This window comes from Streptomyces sp. NPDC040610 (assembly GCF_055594065.1).
The window spans coordinates 41099-62991 of record NZ_JBVIXA010000021.1 but is presented as its reverse complement, the minus strand read 5'-3'; the positions used below and the strand labels follow the sequence as shown (position 1 = coordinate 62991).

16 protein-coding genes and 1 pseudogene are annotated in these 21893 nt (G+C 73.5%); 11 read left to right on the top strand and 6 right to left on the bottom strand.

Going from position 1 to position 21893, the window contains the following annotated elements; genetic code table 11:
- Positions 1 to 29 precede the first annotated feature (29 nt).
- The 4 genes and pseudogenes from ACZ6AA_RS39115 to ACZ6AA_RS39100 all read right to left on the bottom strand — a co-directional run bounded on the left by ACZ6AA_RS39115 (position 30) and on the right by ACZ6AA_RS39100 (position 4341).
- Positions 30 to 1049: a helix-turn-helix domain-containing protein gene (locus ACZ6AA_RS39115; RefSeq protein WP_468458610.1), complete on the bottom strand. Its 1020-nt coding sequence runs from the start codon at positions 1047 to 1049 to the stop codon at positions 30 to 32.
- Between the two features lie 291 nt (positions 1050 to 1340).
- On the bottom strand, positions 1341 to 2240 hold the full coding sequence (locus ACZ6AA_RS39110) for a hypothetical protein (RefSeq protein ID WP_468458614.1): 900 nt from the start codon (positions 2238 to 2240) through the stop codon (positions 1341 to 1343).
- A gap of 170 nt (positions 2241 to 2410) precedes the next feature.
- Positions 2411 to 3439: pseudogene (locus ACZ6AA_RS39105) on the bottom strand (SPFH domain-containing protein); the annotation flags it as partial.
- Positions 3440 to 3531: 92 nt separating this feature from the next.
- The gene (locus ACZ6AA_RS39100) at positions 3532 to 4341 is read right to left on the bottom strand and encodes an SAM-dependent methyltransferase (RefSeq protein ID WP_471463238.1); all 810 of its coding nucleotides are present in this window, start codon (positions 4339 to 4341) and stop codon (positions 3532 to 3534) included.
- Between the two features lie 226 nt (positions 4342 to 4567).
- Between ACZ6AA_RS39100 and ACZ6AA_RS39095 the strand changes: the two genes are divergently transcribed.
- The 6 genes from ACZ6AA_RS39095 (at position 4568) to ACZ6AA_RS39070 (ending at position 10960) form a co-directional block, all read left to right on the top strand.
- A complete protein-coding gene (locus tag ACZ6AA_RS39095) occupies positions 4568 to 5695 on the top strand; it encodes an ROK family protein (RefSeq protein WP_468483737.1) in 1128 nt (375 codons plus the stop codon).
- Between the two features lie 73 nt (positions 5696 to 5768).
- Entirely contained in the window at positions 5769 to 7031 is a 1263-nt protein-coding gene (locus ACZ6AA_RS39090) for an ABC transporter substrate-binding protein (RefSeq protein WP_471463235.1), read from the top strand.
- Positions 7031 to 7975, top strand: a complete 945-nt coding sequence (locus tag ACZ6AA_RS39085) for a carbohydrate ABC transporter permease (RefSeq protein WP_468483738.1) — start codon at positions 7031 to 7033, stop codon at positions 7973 to 7975. Before ACZ6AA_RS39090 ends, ACZ6AA_RS39085 begins: the two co-directional genes overlap by 1 nt.
- Positions 7968 to 8801: a carbohydrate ABC transporter permease gene (locus ACZ6AA_RS39080; protein WP_468458623.1), complete on the top strand. Its 834-nt coding sequence runs from the start codon at positions 7968 to 7970 to the stop codon at positions 8799 to 8801. Before ACZ6AA_RS39085 ends, ACZ6AA_RS39080 begins: the two co-directional genes overlap by 8 nt.
- Positions 8802 to 8837: 36 nt before the next feature.
- Positions 8838 to 9902, top strand: a complete 1065-nt coding sequence (locus tag ACZ6AA_RS39075) for a Gfo/Idh/MocA family protein (RefSeq protein WP_468458625.1) — start codon at positions 8838 to 8840, stop codon at positions 9900 to 9902.
- Positions 9899 to 10960 carry a Gfo/Idh/MocA family protein gene (locus ACZ6AA_RS39070; RefSeq protein WP_468483739.1) on the top strand — a complete coding sequence of 354 codons (1062 nt, stop codon included), beginning with the start codon at positions 9899 to 9901 and terminating at the stop codon, positions 10958 to 10960. The genes ACZ6AA_RS39075 and ACZ6AA_RS39070 overlap by 4 nt, the downstream gene beginning before the upstream one ends.
- Before the next feature lie 69 nt (positions 10961 to 11029).
- Here ACZ6AA_RS39070 and ACZ6AA_RS39065 read toward each other — a convergent pair whose 3' ends face one another.
- Positions 11030 to 14923, bottom strand: coding sequence for an nSTAND1 domain-containing NTPase (locus ACZ6AA_RS39065; RefSeq protein ID WP_471463232.1), 3894 nt, complete (start codon positions 14921 to 14923; stop codon positions 11030 to 11032).
- 316 nt (positions 14924 to 15239) lie between these two features.
- Between ACZ6AA_RS39065 and ACZ6AA_RS39060 the strand changes: the two genes are divergently transcribed.
- Complete coding sequence (locus ACZ6AA_RS39060; protein WP_468458631.1) at positions 15240 to 15800, top strand: hypothetical protein; 561 nt, start codon at positions 15240 to 15242, stop codon at positions 15798 to 15800.
- Positions 15801 to 16035: 235 nt separating this feature from the next.
- On the opposite strand, the gene ACZ6AA_RS39055 is transcribed toward ACZ6AA_RS39060, so the two are convergent.
- Positions 16036 to 17325: a CAP domain-containing protein gene (locus ACZ6AA_RS39055; RefSeq protein ID WP_471463230.1), complete on the bottom strand. Its 1290-nt coding sequence runs from the start codon at positions 17323 to 17325 to the stop codon at positions 16036 to 16038.
- Between the two features lie 262 nt (positions 17326 to 17587).
- Between ACZ6AA_RS39055 and ACZ6AA_RS39050 the strand changes: the two genes are divergently transcribed.
- The 4 genes from ACZ6AA_RS39050 (at position 17588) to ACZ6AA_RS39035 (ending at position 21717) form a co-directional block, all read left to right on the top strand.
- Positions 17588 to 18898 (top strand): radical SAM protein, encoded by a 1311-nt coding sequence (locus tag ACZ6AA_RS39050; RefSeq protein WP_385713882.1) that lies wholly within the window; start codon positions 17588 to 17590, stop codon positions 18896 to 18898.
- Positions 18899 to 18930: 32 nt separating this feature from the next.
- Positions 18931 to 19662, top strand: coding sequence for an SDR family NAD(P)-dependent oxidoreductase (locus ACZ6AA_RS39045; protein ID WP_471463228.1), 732 nt, complete (start codon positions 18931 to 18933; stop codon positions 19660 to 19662).
- Between the two features lie 13 nt (positions 19663 to 19675).
- The gene (locus tag ACZ6AA_RS39040) at positions 19676 to 20236 is read left to right on the top strand and encodes a GNAT family N-acetyltransferase (RefSeq protein ID WP_468458637.1); all 561 of its coding nucleotides are present in this window, start codon (positions 19676 to 19678) and stop codon (positions 20234 to 20236) included.
- Positions 20237 to 20304: 68 nt separating this feature from the next.
- On the top strand, positions 20305 to 21717 hold the full coding sequence (locus ACZ6AA_RS39035) for a helix-turn-helix domain-containing protein (RefSeq protein ID WP_471463226.1): 1413 nt from the start codon (positions 20305 to 20307) through the stop codon (positions 21715 to 21717).
- Positions 21718 to 21893: the final 176 nt, after the last annotated feature.

The following is a 21893-nucleotide window of genomic DNA, read 5'->3' as shown; positions in this document are numbered from 1 at the left end:
CACCCGGTGACACGGCCGCCCATCCTGCCCTACTCGCCGGAGGCCTTCGCACCGGGCCCCACCTGCGATCTTCGTACCCGGATCGGGCCTTCGCCCCCGTCGTGGGCGGCCCGGTACTCGCTCGGCGACATCCCGTACGCGGTGCGGAAGAGGCGGCAGAAGTGGGCGTGGTTGGTGAAGCCCCAGCGGGCGGCGATGGTCTGGATGGTGCGGGCGCTCTGCGCGGGGTCCGTGAGGGTGCGTCGGCAGCGCTCCAGCCGTGTGCGTCGGATCAGGGCCGCGGGGGCCAGGCCCGCTGCGGCCAGGACCTGTTGGAGGCGGCGCAGGGAGATGTGATGGGCGTCGGCGACGGCCTGTGGGGAGAGGTCGGGGTCGCCGAGGTGCTGGTGGACGTAGGACTGGACGCGGGCGAGCAGGGCCTGTTGATGGCTCTCGGGCGGGAGTGTGTGCAGGGTGTGGAGCTCATGGGCCAGCAGGGTGGTCAGGAGTTCCAGGGCGGTGTCGAGGAGACGCAGGAGGTCGATGTCCCGGTAGCGGGAGCCCGCGCTGAGGGCCTCGTGCACACAGTGAATGAGCACCGCGCCGATGCCCGTGTTCCCGGGAAGGCGCTGAGCCAGCAGCGGGGCCACGTCCGCCGCCGGGAACGGCAGGAGGGCCTTGGGCAGGACGAGGCCCTCGTGCGTGCCGGTGGTGTGCCGTGCCCGGAACGGTTGTGAGGAGTCGATGAGGACCATGTCACCGGCCCTGAGGAGGGTTTCCTGGCCCCCTTGGTCGACTCGGGCGACACCGGTGCGCGTGATGTCGAGCACGTACTGCTCCGGATCGGACCTGTGGACGAGCTTCTGGGTGCGCTCCGCGCGGAACGACCGCACCGTCGACGTGGTCCCCTGGAGGGTGTGCGAGCCTCGGGTCAGGGACGACGCCTGGAATCCGGCCTCGTCGTCACAGCGCACGTGTGCGGGAACGACGACCCGGCTGGCCATTTCGTGCCAGCCCGCGAACCGGTCTTCCGGGGGCAGGCCCTCGGTCGTGAAGAATGTCTCGATCACTTGTCCCTGCCTTCCGCCGCGGTGGATCAGGAGGCGGGGCGCCGGGCCGCGCGCGATGCCCCGAAGCGCCACGATGCGGCCAGGGAACTGTGCGCGTCTTGGGTAAACCTGCAATTTCCTGGCCAGGCGGCCTGGGAGGGGCACGCGCGGCGGTCGTGCGACGGTCGTTCGGGGCTGTCGCTGTCGCTGTCGCTGTCGCTGTCGCTGTCGCTGTCGCTGTCGCTGTCGCTGTCGCTGTCGCTGTCGCTGGGGCGCCGCGAGCCTGTCGCCCGGGAAGAGGTGACCGCCCCCTCACCCCACCAACCGCAGCGCCCCCTCCGCCACCCCCACCCGCACGCTCTGCCCCCAGCCGAGGCCGAGGGCGTCGGACTCCATGCCGTCGCCGAAGGCCACCAGATGGTCCGACTCGGCGGTGAGCCACAGGCGTTGGCCGGTGGTCAGTTCGCCGTGGACGAGGGAGGTGCCGGTCGTGGGGGACGGCCAGGCCTCCCGTACGAACCAGAGCAGGCGCGCCTCGTGCGGCTCCGGCGGGCGCGGGCCGCCCCCGGCCTGCCGCCGCAGCGAGCCCAGCCAGCCGGTGGCGCCCGTGCCGGTGCCGACCACCACCCCGGAGGACGCCTGGGCCTCCGCGCCCTCGGGGGCCGTGCCGCAGCTGAGGCGGTAGCGGGCCGTCTGGTGCCCGGCGGCGCCGACGTAGATCTCGTTCAGCGCGCACAGCCGCTGGCCGTCGTCGGTCACCGCCTCGACCATGGTGAGCTCGTCGGCCCCGGCCGCCCCCGCCGCCGCGTGCGGAAGGAGCTTGGCCGCGTCGGCCGCCCGGTGCCGCACCAGCACCCCGGGGTTGCGCCCCGGCTCGGTGTCGACGCCCACGACGGGCTGGCCCGACAGATACTTGGCGGCGTTGGCCACGAGCCCGTCCTGCCCCACCACGACCACCACGTCCTCCGGCCCGAACAGGAACCGGTCCAGATCGCCCCGCTCCACCCGCGCGGTCCGCCACCTGAGCGGCACCGCGGCCGCCACGTCGGCGAGCGCACGCTGCGCCCGCCGGTGCCGCCCGGCCACCTCGTCGATGGTCCGGCCGCGCGAGGACAGGAAGAACGCGGCCTGCCCGTGCGTGCCGTGCCGGGCGAGCAACTCCTCGTACTCGGTGGTGCGGTGGACGAGGACGGCGCGTGGGGCGAGGGTCATGACCGCCGCCCTCCGCCCGGGCCACCGCCGCCGTGCGCGCCCCGCGCGCCCGGATCGCCCCCGGCACCGGTGCCTCTACCGGCGTCCGCACCGGTGCCTGTACCGGCGTCGGCCCCGGCCGAGGCACCCGCACCCGTGCCCGCCTCGGCACCCGCGCCCGTGCCCGCCGACGCGCCCGCACCCCCCTCGGCCACCCCGGCACCCCCACCGCGCCCCAGCCTCCCCAGCAGCCCCGTCACCACGTCCGGCGTGAGCGTCAGGCTCTCGATGCGCGGCACGTTCTCGGCGAGCCGCGTCGCCGCCAGGGCGTGCAGCGTCGCCGGGGCGGCGCTCGCGTGGGCCGTCAGCCAGGACCGCTGTGCGGCGGCGCGCGCCTCGCCGACGGTCCGGGCCGCCTCGGCCTCGGCCTGGGCGAGCGCCACCGTGCGGGCGGCCTCGGCCTCGGTGCGGACGGCGTCCGCGGCGGCCTTCTCCTCGGCCTCGCGCCGCGCGTTGGTACCGCGCCGGGCCACCAACTCCTCCTCCTGGCGGGCGAGTTCGATGCGGCTTGCCAGCTCGTTCTCGGCGATGGCGCGCTCACGCTCCACCGCCACGGCCCGGCGCTCGAACGTGGCGCTGTCCGCGTCCTGCTGGATGCGCTCGCGGGCCGGGGTGCGCAGCGCGCGTTCCACCTCCGGCTCGGGCCGGATCGCCACCACGCGTACGGCGACGACCTCGATGCCGGTGGCGGGCAGTCGCGGCTCGGAGCCGAGCCCCGAGCGGACCCGGTCCCGTACCGCCGCGACGCCCTCCGCGAGCGCGGCCGAGAGCGGCATCCGGGCGAGGACGTCCAGGGCGTGCTGCTGGGCCGACTCGGTGAGCAGCGTGGACAGTTGCTCCAGGGGCGCCGACCGCCAGACCCCGGTGTCGGGGTCGACGGAGAAGTCGAGGCGGGCGGCGGCCGCCGCCGGGTCGCTGATCCGGTAGGTCACCGCGGCCTGGACCGTGACGTCCTGGAAGTCGGCGGTGCGCGCGTGGAAGGCGACCGCCAACTCCCGGTCGTCGACGGGTACTTCGGACAGCGCGGCGCTCAGCGGCCGGAACCAGAAGCTCAGCCCGGTCCCGTCGTGGGCGAGCTTGCCGTTCCTGTGGTGGCGGATGTGGGCGGTCGGCGCGGACCGCAGATGGCGCAGGCCCAGGCGCCGGGTGATGTCGGCCATGGTGGAACCCCTCCCGTTTTTCGTCACCTGGACGATATTGGGTCGGCGCGCTTATCGTCAAGGCGACTAAAAGGGTGGGGTTCCGCTCGGCCTCACCGCTTCCGCGCCACCCCCGCGTACAACGGCACCTCCGTCCCGTCCCGCACCTCCGCAACGCCCAGCTCCGGGCGCCAGTCCGGCGGCCACACCAGGCCGGGCTCCAGGAGGTCGAAGCCGTCGAAGAGGCGCAGGACCTCGGCCCGGGAGCGCGGGACCAGCGTGACGCCGCCCGCCTTGTACATCCGCACGGCGCGGTCGGTGCGCTCGGGGATCCAGTCGCCCGCCATCTGCGAGAGCACCAGGTGGCTGCCCGGCGCGAGGGCCTCGACGAGTCGGGCGACGATCTCCGATGCCCCGTCGTCGTCGCTGACGAAGTGCAGGAGGGCGATCAGGGAGAGGGCGATCGGCTCGTCGAAGTCCAGGACGGACGTGGCGAGTTCCAGGATCCGGTCGGGCTCGCGGACGTCCGCCTGGAGGAAGGTGCTCACGCCCGTCGCGGTCCCGGCCATCAGCGGCTCGGCGTGCGCGAGGACGATCGGGTCGTTGTCCACGTACACGACGCGCGCGTCGGGCGCGGCGGACTGCGCGACGCGGTGCAGGTTCGGCTCGGTCGGTATGCCACTGCCGAGGTCGAGGAACTGGCGTATTCCGGCCGTGCCCGCGAGGTGTCGGGTGGCGCGCTGCATGAACCAACGGTTGTGTTGTGCGCAGTACTTGGTGCTCGCGTCCAGCGCGACCAGTTGCCGCCCCAGCTCCGCGTCCGCCGCGTAGTGGTCCGTCCCGCCGAGGAACCAGTCGTAGACGCGGGCAGGGTGCGGGGTGCCCGTGTCGAGTCCTTCGGCGGCGGGCGGGACTGCGGTCATGGGGCAACTCCTCGGTCGGGGACGGTGGTTCGGGCCGCGCGGGCCCGGCCAGGAGACGGTAGCGGGCAAGCGTCCGTGACCGTACGGGAATCGGCTGCGCGCGAGGCCTTCCCGGCGGCCGATCTTTATGAAACTCTCCTACCAAATCTTGACGGGAGCTTCGCCACGACCCCTCAATGGGGCTGTACTTGGGCTGGCTCACCACATCTTCCGGGGTGCAGAACTGATGCGAAAACGGACGCGCGGCCACGACCTGGCCGCCCTGCGCCGACTCAACACCACCGTCGTCCTGCGTGCCCTGCACCGCCGCAGCCCCCAGACCCTCGCCGAACTCGCCGCGGGCACCGGCCTGTCCCGGCCCACCGTGGACGCGGCCCTGGAGGAGCTCACCGCGCAGGGGTGGGTCACCGAGGCCGACGCGGGGGAGCGGGTGCGGGGGCGCCCGGCGCGGCGGTTCCGGTTCCGGGGCGAGTCCGGGTACGTGCTCGGGGCCGACATCGGGCTGCACAAGATGGTGCTGCTCCTCGCCGACCTCGGCGGCAACGTCCTAGCCGCCGAACGCGCCGACATCGACCCGGAACTGGGCGGCGGCCCCCGCCTCGCCCTCCTCCAGGACGGCCTCGACGCCTTCCTCGACGCCCACACCGTACGCCGCGACCTCGTCCTCGCCCGCTGCGTCGGCGTGCCCGGCGTGGTGGACGCGAGCGGCCACATCACTTCCGTCGTGGTGCCCGAGTGGTCCGGGGTCGACCTCGGCCGCCTCCTCGCCGACGGCGAGACGGGTCACACGCTCGTCGAGAACGACGTGAACCTCGCCGTGCTCGCCGAGCGCTGGCAGGGCGCCGCGACCCTCGCCGGGGACGTGGTCTGCGTCCTGACCGGCCACCGCGTCGCCTGCAGCCTCACCATCGGCGGGCGGCTGCACCGCGGCGGCCGGGGCGGCGCGGGCGAACTCGGCCTGCTGCCGCTGCTCGGCATGGACAGCGCGCAGGAGGCCCTGGCCTGGAAGGACGGGCAGCGCGACGGCGAGTCCGAGGTGGCCGCGCTCGCCCGCGCGGCCGACGCCGCGGACCCGCGCGCCCTCGACGCCATAGCGGACTTCGCCGACCGCATCACCCCCGGCATCGCCGCCCTCGCCCTCGCCCTCGACCCCGAACTCGTCGTCCTCACCGGCGGCGCCACCCCCCTCGGCGCCCACCTCGTGCCGCTCCTGGAGGAACGGCTGCGGCCCCTGACGCTGCACGTGCCCCGGATCGCGCTCAGCTCTCTGGGCGAGCGCGGCGTCGCCCTCGGCGCGGTGCGCAAGGCCCTCGACCGCGTCGAGGAGGAGCTGCTCGCCGACCCGGTCGGCTGACCGCCCCGCCGTGCCCCGCCCGGGCCCGGCACCGGCGACCCCCACCCACCCCCAACACAAGCGGAGGCGCGTGATGCGCAGGAGGACCCTCCTCTGCTCAGGCCTGGCCGCGGCGTCGGCACCGGTGCTCGCCGCCTGCTCGGACGAGGGCGGCGGCGCCGACGGCGGCGGCCGCACCACCGTCTCGTACGGCATGTGGGACCCCGCCCAGGTCCCGGGCATGAAGAAGATCATCGCGGCGTTCGAAAAGGAGCACCCGGACATCTCGGTGCGCATCGAGCTGACCCCGTGGGCGAGCTACTGGACCACCCTCAAGACCTCGATGCGCGGCGGCACCGCCCCCGACGTGTTCTGGATGAACGCCGTCAACTTCCAGCTGTACGCGGCCCACGACGTCCTGGAGCCGCTGTCCGAGCACATCGACAAGGACCGCACCCCGGTCGGGCGCCACCCCGAGCAGCTCGTGCGGCTCTACGCGTACGACGGCGTCCAGTACGGCCTGCCGAAGGACTTCGACACCGTCGGCCTCTGGTACAACAAGGCCCTCTTCGACAAGGCGGGCATCAAGTACCCCGACGCCAACTGGACCTGGGACGACCTGCGGGATGCCGCCGCCGAACTCACCGATCCGCATGAGCGGGTGCACGGCTTCTGCTCCGAGATGCACCGTCAGTTCGTGCTCTATCCCGCCATCTTCGGCGCGGGCGGCCATGTGCTGCGCGACGGCCACTCCGGTTTCGGTGACGAGCGCTCCATCGAGGGGCTGCGCTTCTTGACCGACATGATCGACCGCGGCTGGTCGCCGCCGCAGAGCGCCATGGTGGAGAGCACCGCCCGGGTGCGCTACTGGTCGGAGAAGGCGGCCATGGTGTACGACCTGTCCGCGATGGCCGGGCAGATGTACGCGGTGCCCGCCCTGAAGGACCACGGCGGGGTCACCGCGCTGCCCAAGGGCCGCGAGCGGGCCACCGTCATCCACGGCCTCGCCAACGTGATCTCCGCGAAGAGCGACAAGAAGGCCGCCGCCTGGAAGTTCGTGCACTTCATGGCGGGCCGCCGGGCTGCCGGGATCCAGGCGGAGTCCGGCGTCACGATCTCCAGTTACGCGGGCACGCAGGACGCCTGGCTGAAGTCCATGCCGGAGTTCGACCTGCAGCACTTCCTCGACATGGAGAAGTACGCCACCCCGTACCCGAGCTCGAAGAACACGGCCGTCTGGGAGAACCTCCAATACCCCCTCCTCGGCGCCGCGTTCAGCGGCAAGGGAGGGATCGAGGACGCCGCCCGCACGCTCGGGAAGCAGATGGACCGGGCCCTGAAGGAGGAGCGGAGCTGATGAGTCTCTTTCCCGCCACGGCGGCCGCGAAGTCGGCCGGACGCCGGGCCCCGAAGTCCGAGGCGCGGCCCGCCTCGCGCGGGCAGCGGGCCGCGTACGGCTTCATCGCGCCGCTCGGCATCGGCTTCGCCGTCTTCTACTTCTGGCCGATGATCCAGACCTTCTACTTCAGCTTCACCGAGTTCGGCCCCTTCGGCGGCCACACCTGGACCGGCACCGACAACTACGCGCGCGTGCTGCGGGACGTCACCGTCTGGCAGGCACTCGGCAACACCCTCATCTACTGCGGCATCGGGCTGATCGCGCTGCCCCTCGCCATCGTCGTGGCCGCGCTCCTCAACCGGCGCGGGCTGCGCGGCGTCGCCGTCTACCGCGCCCTGTACTTCGTGCCGTTCGTGACCCTGCCCGTCGCCGTCGGCCTGGTCTGGAACTGGCTCTACAACGGCGACTTCGGGCTCCTGAACGAGATCCTCGGGTGGTTCGGCGTCGACCGGCACTACTGGGTCTCCGACCCCTCGACGGCCGTGCTCGCCATCGGCGCCGTCATGGTCTGGTCGACCACCGGCTACTACTTGATCATCTTCATGGCGGGCATCAAGGCGATCCCGCGGGACTACTACGAGGCCGCGGAGCTGGACGGGGCCGGGCCGCTGCGCCGCTTCTTCACCATCACGCTGCCGCTGCTCAGCCCCACGCTGTTCTTCGCCTCCGTCATCTGCATGATCCAGTCCCTGCAGACCTTCGACCTGATCTACATCATGATGGGCGAGAAGAACCCCGCGGTCGGCGACACCCAGTCGGTCGTCGGCCTCTTCTACAAATGGGCGTTCATCGAGAACGCCCAGGGCGCCGCGGCCGCCCTCGCCTTCCTGCTGATGCTGCTCATCGCGGGCCTCACCTATCTGCAGTTCCGGCTCCAGCGGAAGTGGGTGCACTATGGCTGACCGCCGACGCCTCGACATGGGCTCCGTGGCGACCCACCTGGTCCTGTCGCTCGGTGCCGTCGTGATGGTCTTCCCGTTCCTCTGGCAGGCCCTCACCGCGCTCAAGTCGCTCGCCGAGGTCTCCCGCGTCCCGCCCACGTTCCTGCCCGACGAGTGGAACTGGTCGAGCTTCGACGAGGTCTTCACCGCGCTGCCGTTCCGCGAGATGCTCACCAACAGCGCCCTCGCCACCGCCGGACGCACGGCGGGCCAGCTCGTGTTCTGCTCGCTGGCCGCCTACGCCTTCGCACGCATGCGATTCCGCGGCCGCGACCTGCTGTTCGGGCTCTTCCTGTCCGTCCTGATGGTGCCGAGCTCGCTGCTCGTGCTGCCCCAGTACGACATCATCCAGCAGTTCGGGCTGCTCAACTCCACGCCCGCGCTGTTCCTGCCCGGCATGTTCAGCGCCTTCGGCACCTTCCTGCTGCGGCAGGCGTTCCTCGCGCTGCCCAAGGAACTGGAGGAGGCCGCGCGCATCGACGGCGCGGGCTCCTTCCGCATCTTCTGGTCGATCATGCTGCCGCTGATCCGGCCCGCGCTCGCCGCGCTCGCCGTCATCACGGCCATGACCGCCTGGAACGACCTGCTGTGGCCCCTCATCGTCAACACCGACCCCGAGACCATGCCGATCAGCGCGGGCCTGACGTCCCTGAAAGGCCAGTACGAGACCAACTACCCGGTGATGATGGCCGGTTCGCTCATCGCGAGCCTGCCCATGCTGCTCGTCTACGTCCTCCTCCAGCGGCACTTCGTACAGAGCGTCGCCTTCTCCGGCTCCAAGGGCTGACCGCACACCGACGCACAGAGAAAGGCCAGATCCTCCATGCCACCGCTTCACATCGGCCTGCTCGGCGCGGGCGGCATCGCCCGCGCACATCTGCCCGGCTGGCTGGCACTGGGCGCGCGGGTCAGCGTCCACACCCAGGACGGCTCCGCGGACAAGCTCGCCGCCGAGTACGCGGCGCGCGGCCACGACGTCACCGCCGTGCCCGCGCTCGACGACCTCCTCGCCGACTGCCGCGCCGTCGACATCTGCACCCCCACCCCCACCCACAAGGACCTCGCCCTCGCCGCGATCGCCGCGGGTCGGCACGTCGTCTGCGAGAAGCCGCTCGCGCTGACCGTCGCCGACGCCGAGGGCATCGCGGCCGCCGCCGACACCGCGGGCGTCCGCCTCCACCCGGCGCACGTGGTGCGCTACTTCCCGGCGTACGCGGCCATGCGGGACGCCGTCGTCCGCGGTGAACTCGGCGCGCTCGCCGTGCTCCGCCTCACCCGGGGCGGGGCGCGGCCGCAGTGGGCGCCCTGGTTCGGCGACCCCGCCCAGTCCGGCGGCGTGATCATGGACCTGATGGTGCACGACATCGACATCGCCCGCTGGGTCGCGGGCGACGTGGTGCGCGTGCACGCCCAGACGCGCGGCGTCGAACACGCCACGGGCGCACCGGCCGGCGTCGTCACCGCCACGGCCGTCCTCACCCACGCCTCCGGTGCCGTCAGCCACGTCAGCGGCCTGTGGGGGCTGCCCGACCAGCAGTTCCGTACGACGTTCCGGATCGCGGGCGCCGACGGGCTGCTGCGCCACGACTCCACCGCCGTGCCCGGCTTCCGCATCACCGCGCAGGGCGAGCGCGCCGCCAACGAGGGCATCCCGTCGAGCCCCATGACGGAGAGCCCCTACCTCACCGAACTCCGCGAGTTCGCCGCGTCCTGGGACGACGCGGGGATCCGGCCGCGGGTCAGCGCCCGCGACGGCATCGAGGCGGTGCGGGTCGCGCGCGCGGCCGTGGAGTCGAGCCGCACGGGCCGCGCCGTCGAACTGTCCGCCGCCCCGGTGGCGAGCCCGCCACCTACCCCGAGCGCCGAGCACGAGGAGTCCGCCCGATGAAGGTCGCCGTCCTTTCCTTCGCCCATGTCCACGCGGCGGCCTATCTGACCCTGCTGCGCGACCTGCCCGGCGTGGAGGTCATCGGCAGCGACCCCGACACCGCGTTCGCCGCGCCCGGCGAGACCCGGGGCCGAGCCTTCGCCGAGGGCCACGGCGTCCCGTACGCGGACACGTACGAGGACGCCTTCGCCTGGGGGCCGGACGCCGTGATCGTCTGCGCCGAGAACGCCCGGCACCGCCCCCTGGTCGAGCTGGCCGCCGCGCACCGCGTCGACGTCCTGTGCGAGAAGCCGCTGGCGACCACCGTCGCGGACGGCGAGGCGATGGTCGCCGCGTGCCGGGCGGCCGGGGTGCGGCTCGCGGTCGCCTTCCCGGTGCGGTTCAGCCCGGCCTACGCGGCCGTCAAACGCGCCGTGGCCGCCGGTGACACCGGCCGCGTCCTGACGGTGTCCGGCGCCAACAACGGCCATATGCCGACCCGCGCCCGCCGCTGGTTCGCCGACCCCGAACTCGCGGGCGGCGGCGCCCTGATGGACCACACCGTCCACATCGCCGACCTCCTCGACGACCTGTTCGCGGCCCGCGCGGTGGAGGTCTACGCGCAGACCAACAACCTCCTGTACGAGGACGAGGTGACCGCCGAGACCAGCGGCCTCGTCACCGTGGTGTACGACAACGGCACCGTCGCCACCATCGACTGCTCCTGGTCCCATCCGCGCTCCCACCCCGCCTGGGGCGGCCTGGAGATGACCCTCGTCGGCGAGCACGCCACGCTGGAGATGGACGCCTTCGACCAGAAGGTGCACGGCCACAGCGAACGCCACGGCCGCGCCCTGGAACTCCCCTTCGGCGTCGACCTGGACGCGGCGATGCTGCGCGCCTTCCTGTACGGCCCCGGGCCGGACGGCATGGACGTCGCCGACGGCGAGGGCGGGCTGCGGACGCTGCGGATCGTGGCGGCGGGGTACGCCTCGGCGCGGACCGGGGTGCCGGTGGCCGTGTCCCGCGGGGGCGAGGGGAACCGCGCGACCAGCCACGACGGGCCCGCGGGCGAGTGACGGCACCTGGCGGAAGCCACAGCGAAGCGCCTGGCCGCGGGCGTGGCTTTCGTCAGGCCCGGGCGGGGGTCAGCCGCAGGCGCGGTGGGCGTGGGTCTGGGCCGCGTACCTGTTCCGTTCCGGCTCGGAGAGCTCGCGCGGACGCGTCGCGCACAGCTGCGCCGCGGTCCGCTCGGCGTCGGTGTTCCACAGCACCGCCCTGCCGTCCACGGCCGCGGAGGCCAGCCGGGTGCCGTCGGGGCTGAAGCCGAGGCTGCGCACCTGCCGCGCGTGGCCGGTGAGGGTGGCGAGCCGGCGGCGCGCGGGCAGGTCCCACAGCACGACGGCGGTGTCGGCGTTGGCCGCGGCCAGCGTGCGGCCGTCGGGGCTGAACGCCACGGCGAGGCCCGAGGAGTCGCCGGTGAAGGTGGCGCGCCGGGAGCCGCCCGCGGTGTCCCACAGGATGACCTTGTGGTCGAGCGCGGCGGTGGCGAGGGTACGGCCGTCGGGGCTGAACGCGAGTGCCCGCAGCGAACCGGTGTGCCGGGCGAGGGTGAGGCGGCGGGTGCGCGAAGGCACGTCCCACAGCAGGGCCCTGCCGTCGTGCCCCGCCGAGGCGAGGGTCCTGCCGTCCGGGCTGAACGCGACCGCGTAGACACCCCACTTGGCCTCGGCGCCCAGCGGGTCGTCCGTCGGGGACCTGCCCTTGCGGGCGCCCTGGGGCAGGACGGCCAGGCGCTTGCGGCGCGCGAGGTCCCACAGCATCACGGTGTCGTCGGCGCCCGCCGTGGCCAGCGTGCGGCCGTCGGGGCTGAAGACGACATCCAGGACGCGGTCGCTGTGCCCGGTGAGGCGGGCCAGCGGTTTGGCGGGGGCGGCCGTGCGCCAGAGGGTGAGGGTGTAGTCCTTGGCGCGGGGCGGGTGCACATCGGTGCCCGTGGCGGTGGCGAGGGTGCGGCCGTCCGGGCTGAACGCCACCGAAGTGACCGGTCCCGTACGCCCGTTGAGCGTCGCTCTGCGCGTTCCGCGGCGCAGGTCCCAGAGCACGGCGGTGCCGTCGTCGCTCGCCGTGGCCAGGGTGCGGCCGTCCGGGCTGAACACGGCCTTGTTGACCCGGTCGCGGTGCCCGGACAGGGCGGTCCGCGACGGGTCCCACAGCGTGATGGCCCCGTTCTCGCCGCTCGACGCGAGCAGCGGCCGGGGCCCGGGGGCGAACGCCAGGCTGTAGACGTTCGTGCCGTGCCCGGTCAGCGTGGCGGTACGGGTGCGGCGCACCGGGTCCCAGAGCACGACGGTGCGGTCGAGCCCGGCCGTCGCGAGCGTACGGCCGTCCGGGCTGAACGCGAGGGCCCGCACGGCACCGGAGTGGCCGGTGAGCGTGGCCGCACGGGTGCCGCGTCCGACGCGCCACAGGATCACCGTGTGATCGCCGGATCCCGTGGCGAGGGTGCGGCCGTCCGGACTGAAGCCGATGCCCTTGACCGCGTCCTCGTGCCCGGAGAGCACCGCACGCCGCTTCGCGCTCGCCGCGTCCCAGAGCATGGCATCGCGGTCCTCCCCGGCCGTGGCGACGGTGCGCCCGTCGGGACTGAACACGACGGTGTTGACGCTGCCCGCATGGCCACGGAGGGTGCCGCGCTTGCGGATCGGCGGGTCTGGGGCGGGGTGACCCTGGGGCGGACGGGCTCGGGCTGTGGGGGTGGGGGCCGGGGAGTCTTGGCGTGGCTGGTCGTGTGTGGTGCGGGTGTTGTCCGGGTGGGCCTGACGTGGCTGGGCGTAGGGCGTGTGGGGTCGGGGTGGTCGGTTCGGGGACGGCCGGTTGGGGGGCGGGTGGGTGCCCAGGTCCCACAGGGCCGCCGTGCCGTCCACGCCTGCCGTGGCCAAGGTGTGGCCGTCGGGGCTGAAGGCCAGGGACTTGACCGGTCCGGTGTGGCCGTCGACGGTCGCCAGGCGCCGGTGCGAGGTGGCGTCCCAGAGCAGTACCCGGCCGTCGTCGCCCCCGGTGGCGAGGGTGCGGCCGTCGGGGCTGAACGCCACGGTGCGCAGCCAGGTGTGATGTCCCGTCAGGGCGGCCTCGCGGGTGCGCCGCCTGGGATCCCACAGGATGATCCGGCGGTCGCGGCTGACGGAGGCGAGGGTGCCGTCCGGGGCGAACGCCACCTCGGACACGGCGTCGTCGTGGCCGGTCAGCTCCCCCTGGTGGTAGCGGAAGGTGGACATGGCCAGGAGGGCGCCGCGGGCCTCGGGCGTCGGCGCCGTGCGGTAGGCCTCGACGGCGAGGAGCCCCGCGACGGCGGGACGGCTCGGCGCCAGGCTGACGGCCTGCGCGGCCAGTTGCCGGGACGTGGCCCGCTGCCGGGCGCGCTCGGCGTCCTCGCGCTGGTCGACGGCGAGCACGCTGACACCGGTGACCAGGAGCAACAGCACGGCGAGGCCCATCGCGGAGTAGCGGACGTACCGGCTGCGGCGGGCGGCCGCACGGCGCTCGGCGTCGCGCGCCGCGAGCCCGGCGGCCAGGAACTCCCGCTCGGCGGCCGTGAAGTCGTCCTGACCGCCCGGCACACAGAACCGCTCCTCGGCCGCGCTCAGCCGCGTGCCCCGGTACACCGCGCCGGAGTCACGGTCCAGCTCCTCCCACAGCGCGGCGGCCTCGGTCAGGCGCCGGTGCGCCACAAGCCGTTCCCGGTCGGCCTGGATCCAGGCGCGCAGCCGCGGCCACGCGGTGATCAGGGCCTCGTGCGCCAGGTCGACGGAACCGGCGTCCAGCGTGATCAGCCGCGCCCGGACCAGCCGGTCGAGCACCGCGTCCGTGTCGGCGGGGTCCCCGTGCTCGAACTCGGCGCGGTCCACGGGGCGGCGGGTGTCCTGGGCGCCCTCGCCCGGGGTGATCAGGCGCAGCAGGACGCGCCGGGCCAGCTCGGCCCGGTCCGGTGTGAACCCGCTGTGGACGCGTTCGGCGGTCTGGGCGATCGCGCCGTGCAGCCCGCCCGCGGCGAGGTGGGCGTCCAGGGTCAGGGCGCGGCCGCGGCGCCGCCGCCAGGTCTCGAGCAGGACGTGGGACAGCAGCGGCAGGCCGCCCGGCTCGTCGGCGGTCTCCTCGACGAGCCGTGCGGTGAGGGCCCGCTCGACGACGAGGCCCGCCGCGGCCGCGGGCCGGACGATGGCCGCGCGCAGCTCGGCCCGCGTCATCGGGCCGATGGGCAGGCTCGCCTCCCGTACGACCGCGGCGAGGCCCGGGTGCTCCAGACAGCGGGAGTAGAAGTCGGCCCGCGCCCCGAGGACCACGCGCAGCCGCTCGTCGCCTCCGGTCAGCAGCAGATCGATGAACGCGGCCCGCTCCCGCGGGTCCCGGCAGAGCGTGAACGTCTCCTCGAACTGGTCCACGACCACCCAGGTCTCACCCGGCCCCGGGGCGGGGACGAACAGCTTCCCGTGCTCGTGCACGGGCCGGGCCCCGGGCGTGAGGATCCGGATCGCGGCCGGCGGCTCCTCCTCGGCGCCGCGCAGCCGGGGGATGAGTCCGGCCCGCAGCAGCGACGACTTGCCGCTGCCCGAGGGGCCGAGGACGATGACGTGCCGGTGCTCCCGGACGAGGCGGATCAGCTCGTCGGTGAGCCGCTCGCGGCCGAAGAACCGTTCGCTGTCGTCGACTTCGAAGCGCGCGAGGCCCCGGTAGGGTGGCTCGGCCGTGTCCTCGCCCTCCTCGGGCGGCCGGGCGCTCTCCTGTAGATGGGCCGCCCGCCGGGCCCGCTCCCACTCGGCCACGTCACCGCCGCACGCCTTCACGTACGCGGCGAGCACGGCGGGCGACGGCAGCCGCTCGCCGGACGCCGCGGCGGCCAGCGTGGTCACCGAGAACTCCGTCCGCCGCGCCATCGCCCGGTAGGTCGGCGTCCCCGCGTCCCGCCGCAGCTCGCGCAGCGCGCACGCGAACCGCTGCACCGGACCCGCCGCCGGATCGAGCGGATTCTCCCGACGCCCCATGCGGCGCCCACCCCCATCGGCCCTGTCTCGCGCATCGGTCCTGTCTCGCGGGCCCCCACCCGACCACGACGTCCCACGTCCCAAAAGCCGCTCCCCGGCCATTCCCCGACCTGCGGGGACGCACGGGGTTTTGTTCGGAAGCACGGAACGGGGCTGCTGAACAATCCGGCGGCCGCTGGACTCTGACCCGGGTTCGACGCATCCGGCGAACCCACGCACCAAGGCATCGGAGCAACGAGGCGCCGGGACCGGCGGAATCGACCGATCCGTCGGACGCGGCGCAAAGGAATCGACTGAACCACACAACGGGAGAAGCATGCTCAAGCACAGGAAGATCGTGACGGCCCTCGCGGCCACCGGACTGACCCTCGGGCTCGTCGGCGGCCTGCAGGCGACCGCGCAGGCGGACCCGCCGTCCCGAGGGAGCGCCAACCTCGCCGAATTCGAGGGCAGGAAGATCGATCTGTCCCAGGACTGGGGGGCGGCCAAGGCGTGTGTGGTGTGGCGGGGCCAGGACACGGTCTCGTGCTTCCGCACGGTGGCCGAGCGTGACGCACACGCGGCGAAGCTGTCGGCACGGCAGACACCGGCGGTCGCGGCGGCGTCCTGCGCGAGGCCGCTGCACGTGTACGAGCACAACAACGGCCGCGGCCGCGACCTGAAGTTCTACGACAGGGGCGGGGCCTACCAGAACCTCGACCGCTACAACTTCAACGACAAGACGTCGTCGTACCGCACCGGCAGCTGCAAGGCACACCTGGCGGAGCACAACAACGGCCGCGGCTACTGGTATCCGGGGAACACCAACGCCAACCACTACGAGAAGGCCATGCGCAGCGGCTGGAACGACCGGGTCAGCTCGGTCCTGAACTACTGAGGACCAGCACAGTCTGAGGACCAGCACAGTCTGAGGACCAGCACAGTCTGAGCATCAGGAAAGCGAAGGCCGACAGCTCGGGGGATCCGCTCTACGGGGGGCCGATCCGCTGAGCACGGAGCACCGGCCTCGGCGCGCAGCCGGGCAACCGTCAAAGGCGACGGCCCCGGCTGCGCGCTGCCGCGCTGTCCGGAAACCCGCCCCCGGCCCGCGCCCTAGCCCCCGAAGACGCGCCCTAGCCCCCGAAGAGCTGCGTCCAGTACGTCCCCGCCGAACCCCCGCCCGCGAAGCCCACGCCGAGGTGGGTGAAGGCGGGCTTGAGGATGTTCGCGCGGTGGCCGGGGCTGTTCATCCAGCCCTCGACGACCTCCGCGGCCGAGCGCTGGCCGCACGCGATGTTCTCGCCGACCGCGCGGTGCGCGCTGCCCCCGGCGGCGGCGCGGTGCCAGGGCTCGCTGCCGTCCGGGGCGGTGTGGGAGTAGAAGGCGCGGGCGACCATGTCGGCGCTGTGGGCCTGGGCGGCGGCGGTCAGGCGCGGGTCGGGGGCGAGGGGCCGCAGCCCGGCCGCAGTCCGGTGGGCGTTGGTGCGGGCCAGGACGTCGGCCGCCGTCCTGGCCAGGCCCTGCGGGGAGTACGGCTCGGCCCACAGCGCCGTCCAGAAGACGTCCCCGGAGCGTGCGTGCGGGACGGACGCCATCCCGACGTGGCTGTAGGCGCGCTCCAGGACCGTCTGCCGGGAGCGGTCGTCGCCCAGGCAGTAGTCGAGGAAGTCGGCAGGGGTGCGCGGGCCCGACACGAGGTGCTCGCCGATCGCCAGGTACGCGAAGCCTCCCGCGGTGACGCGTTGGTGCAGCGAGACGCCGTCCGGGCCCTCGGAGCCGAGCCTGCCGCGCGCCGCCATCGCGGCGGCGTGGGCACGGGCGGCCTCGGTGAGGCGGGCGTCGGACCGCACGGGCGGGACACCGGCGCGGGCGCGCGCGGAGTTCACGAGGGTGAGGAAGAGGTCGGCCGTCGGGGGTGGTGGGGCGGGCGCAGGAGGCGGTGTGTCGTCGGCCACATCCAGGCCGAAGTCCCTGGCCACACCGGCAAGCCCGTCCGCGTACCCCTGTCCGAGCGCGCGCAGCTTCCAGCCCGTGCCGCGGCGGTAGATCTCGGCGAGAAGCAGCACCGTCTCGTGCTGCGCGCGCGGGGGCGTGAAGCGGGCGACGGCCTCCCCGCGCACGCTGCTGACCTGGAGGGCTATCGCGGGCAGGCGTCCGAGCGCGGTGCCGGGCTCGGCGGGGCTGACGACGACGGTGACCCGGCTCGCCCCCGGGCGCAGGCGGCGCGCGTCGACCGTGACCGTGTCGCCGCTGAGGCGGGCGCCGGACGCGGCGGGCTGGTTGTAGAAGACGAAGTCGGCGTCGCCCGCGACCTTGCCGCTGTCGCCCGTGATCAGCACGGACAGGTCGAAGGGCCCGGGCACGCGGAGCGTGAGGGGGCCGTCCGGCAGGGGCAGATTGCCTCCCGCCACCAGATCGTTCATGGGCTCCCCCCGCGGGTCGGCCGCCGCGGCCCCCGTGACCACGTGCGGTGACTTGGAGAACGCGCAGGCCGGGCGGCCGGGTTCCCGGGATCCGCCCCCTCGGACCAGAGGCGGAGGACGGCCGGGACCGGAGGCGGATTCGGAGACGGGAGCGGCGGTATTAGCGTGGACCTTGCGCACGGTGATCCCGGGCGTGGCCGTAAAACCGGACGTAAATAGACAAACAACGTCAAAGCTCTACAGGATCCGAGGTGCCCGCCCCATGCCCAGGCGTACGGAGCTGATCGAAGGACTCATGCAGCGGCACTCCCAGGTGCCGCGCGAGGCCGTGATCAAGGAGGACCTGCTGCGCGGCGGGATCGCCTTCGACGAGTCGGCGCTCAGTGACAGCGCCAATGAGGCCTCCGGCGACATCAAGCCGAAGTCGTACTTCATCTTCTCCTTCGACCACGGCACCCTGCCCGAGCTGGGCGAGGCCGCGCTGCGCCGCCCGCCGGAGGAGATCGTCCTCACCGGCGGCCCCTACGAGCTGCGCCGCACGGTGGTGTCGGTGCGGGTGAACCCGTCCTCGCCGTACCGCGTGGCCGCCGACGCCGACGGACTGCTCGGCCTCTACCTGGACGGCCAGCGCATCTCCGACGTGGGCCTGCCGCCGATGCCGGACTACTACCGGCACAAGCTCGCGAACGGCAAGTCCGTCATGGAGGTCGCCCCGACCATCCAGTGGGGCTACCTGGTCTACCTCACGGTCTTCCGCGTCTGCCAGTACTTCGGCGCCAAGGAGGAGTGCCAGTACTGCGACATCAACCACAACTGGCGCCAGCACAAGGCCGCGGGCCGCCCCTACACGGGCGTCAAGCCCGTCGAGGAGGTCCTGGAGGCGCTGGAGATCATCGACAAGTACGACACCGCGAAGACCTCCACGGCGTACACCCTCACCGGCGGCGCGGTCACCTCGACGATCGGCGGCAAGGACGAGGCCGACTTCTACGGCCAGTACGCGAAGGCCATCGAGGAGCGCTTCCCCGGCCGCTGGATCGGCAAGGTCGTCGCGCAGGCGCTGCCCAAGGAGGACGTGCAGCGCTTCCACGACTACGGCGTGCGGATCTACCACCCCAACTACGAGGTGTGGGACCCGTATCTGTTCGAGCGCTACTGCCCCGGCAAGGAGCGCTACGTCGGCCGCGACGAGTGGCACCGGCGCATCCTGGACTCCGCCGAGGTGTTCGGGCCGCGCAACGTCATCCCCAACTTCGTCGCGGGCGTCGAGATGGCCGAGCCCTTCGGGTTCAAGACCGTCGACGAGGCCATCGACTCCACCGTCGAGGGCCTGCGCTACTTCATGGCGCACGGCATCACGCCCCGGTTCACCACCTGGTGCCCGGAGCCGACGACGCCGCTCGGCAAGGCCAACCCCCTGGGCGCGCCCCTGGAGTACCACGTGCGGCTGCTCCAGGAGTACCGCGCGACGATGGAGGAGTTCGGCCTGTCCTCGCCGCCCGGATACGGCCCCGCGGGCCCCGGCAACGCCGTCTTCTCGGTGAGCAGCTTCATGGACAGCCTCCCCGCGTGACCCCCGTTCCGACGACCCCGGGCGGAGGCCCCATGCAAGAGCACGTCACCGTCGTCACCGGCGGCACCCGAGGCATCGGCGCCGCCGTCGCCCTGCGGCTCGCGCAGGACGGCCACGACGTCGCCGTCGGCTACCGCTCGGACGAGCAGGCCGCCGAGCGCACGGCGGCGGCCGTCCGCGCGACCGGCCGCCGCTGTGTCGCCATCCGCCTGGACACGACGGACGAGAAGGACGTGGACCGGCTCTTCGAGACCGCCGCGGCCCAACTCGGCACCGTCACGGGCCTGGTGAACAACGCGGGCGTCAGCGGCCCGAACGGCCCCCTCGCCGAGGCCGACGCCGAGGGCATGCGCCGCGCCATCGACGTGAACGTCCTCGGCTATCTGCTCTGCGCCCGCCGAGCGGTGCGCGACATGACCCGCACCGGCGGCGGCGCGATCGTGAACATCTCCTCCGGCGCGGCCACCCTCGGCAGCCCCGGCCAGTACGTCCACTACGCCGCCACCAAGGCCGCGACGGACACCATGACCGTGGGCCTCGCCAAGGAGGTCGCCCCGCTCGGCATCCGCGTCAACTGCGTGGCCCCGGGCGTCATCTGGACCGAGTTCCACGAGGACCCCGAGCGCCCGGCGAAGCTCGCCGCCACCATCCCCATGGGCCGCTCGGGACGGCCCGATGAGATCTCCGGCGCCGTCGCGTGGCTCCTGTCGGACGACGCGTCGTACACGACGGGCGCGGTCCTGCGCGTCGCGGGCGGAATGTGAGGCGGCACATCCCATGATCACGGAGACCGAGCAGCTCACCGACGCCGTCGTGCTGCGCCCCGCGTCCCTCGACGACGCGGATGCGCTGGCCCGTGCCGTCCGCCGCAGCCGCGAGCACCTCAGCCCCTGGGACCCGGAGCGCCCCGAGTCCTTCTACACCACCGCGGGCCAGGCGGAGCGGCTGCGCGCCCAGGCGGAGAAGAGCGCGGCGGGCCTGGTGGCGGCGTGGCTGCTGTGGGACGAGGGCGCGGAAGAGGTCGCGGGCGCCGTCACGCTCTCGCACATCGCCCCGGCCCCGCTCCTCAGCGCCAACCTGGGCTACTGGATCGACGTCACCTATGCCGGGCGCGGCCTCGCCACCGCCGCCGCGACCGCCGTGTGCCGGGCCGCCGACGAGCGCCTCGGCCTGCACCGCGTGGAGGCCGGGACGCTCCTGGACAACACGGCGTCGCAGCGGGTCCTCGCCAAGTGCGGCTTCGAGGAGTTCGGCGTCGCCCGTCAGTACCTGCACATCAATGGCGCCTGGCGCGACCACCGGCTCTTCCAACGGATTCTCAACGACCGCACCCCTTAAGGGTATTGGTACGTACCAACCTCCGGTGCCAGACTGCCCCCAGGGTGAAAGCCCGATGGGGAGGGGTCATGTCCGTCGGCATGTCGGAGACGGTTGAGTCGGGTTGGGCCGAGTTCGGGCGGCAGCTGCGCTTCCACCGCCGACGAGCCGGTCTCACCCAGTTGCAGCTCGGCAGGAGGGTGGGGTACCACCACACCTTCATCAGCAGACTCGAAGGGGGGCTGCGGGAGCCGCCCTTCGACCTGGTGTGCCGACTGGACACCGTCCTGGAGACCGGCGGCCGGCTCGCCGCGGCCCTCGCGACGCCGCGTCAGGTGCCGCGGGCGCCCGGCCGGAGCCCGGCGGCCCCCACGCTGTTCTCCCCGATCCCCGGAGCGGACTCACCCGGCGACGAGGCGCCCCCGGTCTTTCCTTCGTGGCCCGCACGCCTTCCGGCCGAGGGACTCGCCTGCCCGCTGCACGGCACGGTGGGGTGCGCGGTGCCCGACCAGAGCGAGGCGGCGGTCCTGCTCAAGGGGGCGAGCGGGCCCTTCGACGGCGTCGGCGAGGCGGCCGGCGCGGAGTCGGACCTGCTGCACGGCCTCACCGCCGTCCTCGCCTGCCTGGTCCGCGAGCCCTTCGTCCACCTGACCGACGTCTGCGCGGCGACCGTGGAACGGCTGCTTCGCGGTGTGGTGCGCTGGGCCGAGGCGGTCGACTCCACGGGCCGGCTTCCGTACGGGCAGTTACGGCTTGCCGCTCAGTACGCCCAGGTCGCCGGGCGCCTGCGGATGGAGCGGGGGCAGAGCGGTGTCGCCATGGCCTGGTTCGGGCAGGGCCTGCGGTGGGCGGACGCCGCCCAGGACGCCGGGGCCCGGGCGACCCTCCTGAGCGATGTGTGCACCCTCGTCCGGCTCGACGGCGATGCCACCTCGATGCTCGTGTACGCGGAGGCGATCGGCGCGGTCGACGCCAAGCGGCGCTGGATGGCGATGCTCGGGGACCTCTATCAGGCGCGTGCGTACGCGCTCGGTCAGGACGCCGTCGAGTGCCGGCGCCACATCACGATGGCCCGGCGCAGGTTCGCGCGCCTGGACGACCGGGACCGCCTGGAAGCACCCTGGCTCGGCGGTGCCGAAGGCGTGCTGCGCCTCGAGTCGGCGATCGGGGGCGCGCTGCGCGACCTCTCGGTGGCGACCGGTGACCGCGCGGTGGCCCGGCGTGCGATCGAGGCCACCGCGCAGTCGTGTGCGCTGCTTCCGCCGCTGATGCGCACCACCCGGGTGCTGCTCACCCTGCGGCTCGCGGACAGTTGGGCGTGCGCCGGTGACCAGGTCGCGGCGGTCGCCCTGGCCGAGCCGGTCCTCTCCGAGGCCATGCGCTCCCGCGAATTGGTGATCACCGCCGAGCTGCGCGGGCTGCGGAGCAGGCTCGGCGGGCGCTGGAGCGAGCTGCCGGAGGTCCGGGAGCACCGGGAGAGGCTGCGGGACGCCTCGGAGTGAGCCGGGGCCCGTCCTCGCGGGCGGACTTGCCAGATCTTGCCAGCGCGTGCGGGGCGGTCGGAATTCATTGACCGCCGCCCGGTCCGGTGTGAGGGTTCCGCCAACCCCATCTGTGTCATGTCACGGTCAGTTGAACGTGAGAGCGGTACCGGGCGTCGGGGGATCCCCGCCTCCGG

Excerpts from the sequence above, each read along its gene's own strand:
- ACZ6AA_RS39075 (WP_468458625.1), top strand. The coding sequence starts at position 8,838 with ATGCCACCGCTTCACATCGGCCTGCTCGGCGCGGGCGGCATCGCCCGC.
- ACZ6AA_RS39065 (WP_471463232.1), bottom strand. The coding sequence starts at position 14,923 with ATGGGGCGTCGGGAGAATCCGCTCGATCCGGCGGCGGGTCCGGTGCAG.
- ACZ6AA_RS39070 (WP_468483739.1), top strand. The coding sequence starts at position 9,899 with ATGAAGGTCGCCGTCCTTTCCTTCGCCCATGTCCACGCGGCGGCCTAT.
- ACZ6AA_RS39095 (WP_468483737.1), top strand. The coding sequence starts at position 4,568 with ATGCGAAAACGGACGCGCGGCCACGACCTGGCCGCCCTGCGCCGACTC.
- ACZ6AA_RS39055 (WP_471463230.1), bottom strand. The coding sequence starts at position 17,325 with ATGAACGATCTGGTGGCGGGAGGCAATCTGCCCCTGCCGGACGGCCCC.
- ACZ6AA_RS39040 (WP_468458637.1), top strand. The coding sequence starts at position 19,676 with ATGATCACGGAGACCGAGCAGCTCACCGACGCCGTCGTGCTGCGCCCC.
- ACZ6AA_RS39090 (WP_471463235.1), top strand. The coding sequence starts at position 5,769 with ATGCGCAGGAGGACCCTCCTCTGCTCAGGCCTGGCCGCGGCGTCGGCA.
- ACZ6AA_RS39060 (WP_468458631.1), top strand. The coding sequence starts at position 15,240 with ATGCTCAAGCACAGGAAGATCGTGACGGCCCTCGCGGCCACCGGACTG.
- ACZ6AA_RS39085 (WP_468483738.1), top strand. The coding sequence starts at position 7,031 with ATGAGTCTCTTTCCCGCCACGGCGGCCGCGAAGTCGGCCGGACGCCGG.
- ACZ6AA_RS39110 (WP_468458614.1), bottom strand. The coding sequence starts at position 2,240 with ATGACCCTCGCCCCACGCGCCGTCCTCGTCCACCGCACCACCGAGTAC.
- ACZ6AA_RS39100 (WP_471463238.1), bottom strand. The coding sequence starts at position 4,341 with ATGACCGCAGTCCCGCCCGCCGCCGAAGGACTCGACACGGGCACCCCG.
- ACZ6AA_RS39050 (WP_385713882.1), top strand. The coding sequence starts at position 17,588 with ATGCCCAGGCGTACGGAGCTGATCGAAGGACTCATGCAGCGGCACTCC.
- ACZ6AA_RS39080 (WP_468458623.1), top strand. The coding sequence starts at position 7,968 with ATGGCTGACCGCCGACGCCTCGACATGGGCTCCGTGGCGACCCACCTG.
- ACZ6AA_RS39045 (WP_471463228.1), top strand. The coding sequence starts at position 18,931 with ATGCAAGAGCACGTCACCGTCGTCACCGGCGGCACCCGAGGCATCGGC.
- ACZ6AA_RS39035 (WP_471463226.1), top strand. The coding sequence starts at position 20,305 with ATGTCCGTCGGCATGTCGGAGACGGTTGAGTCGGGTTGGGCCGAGTTC.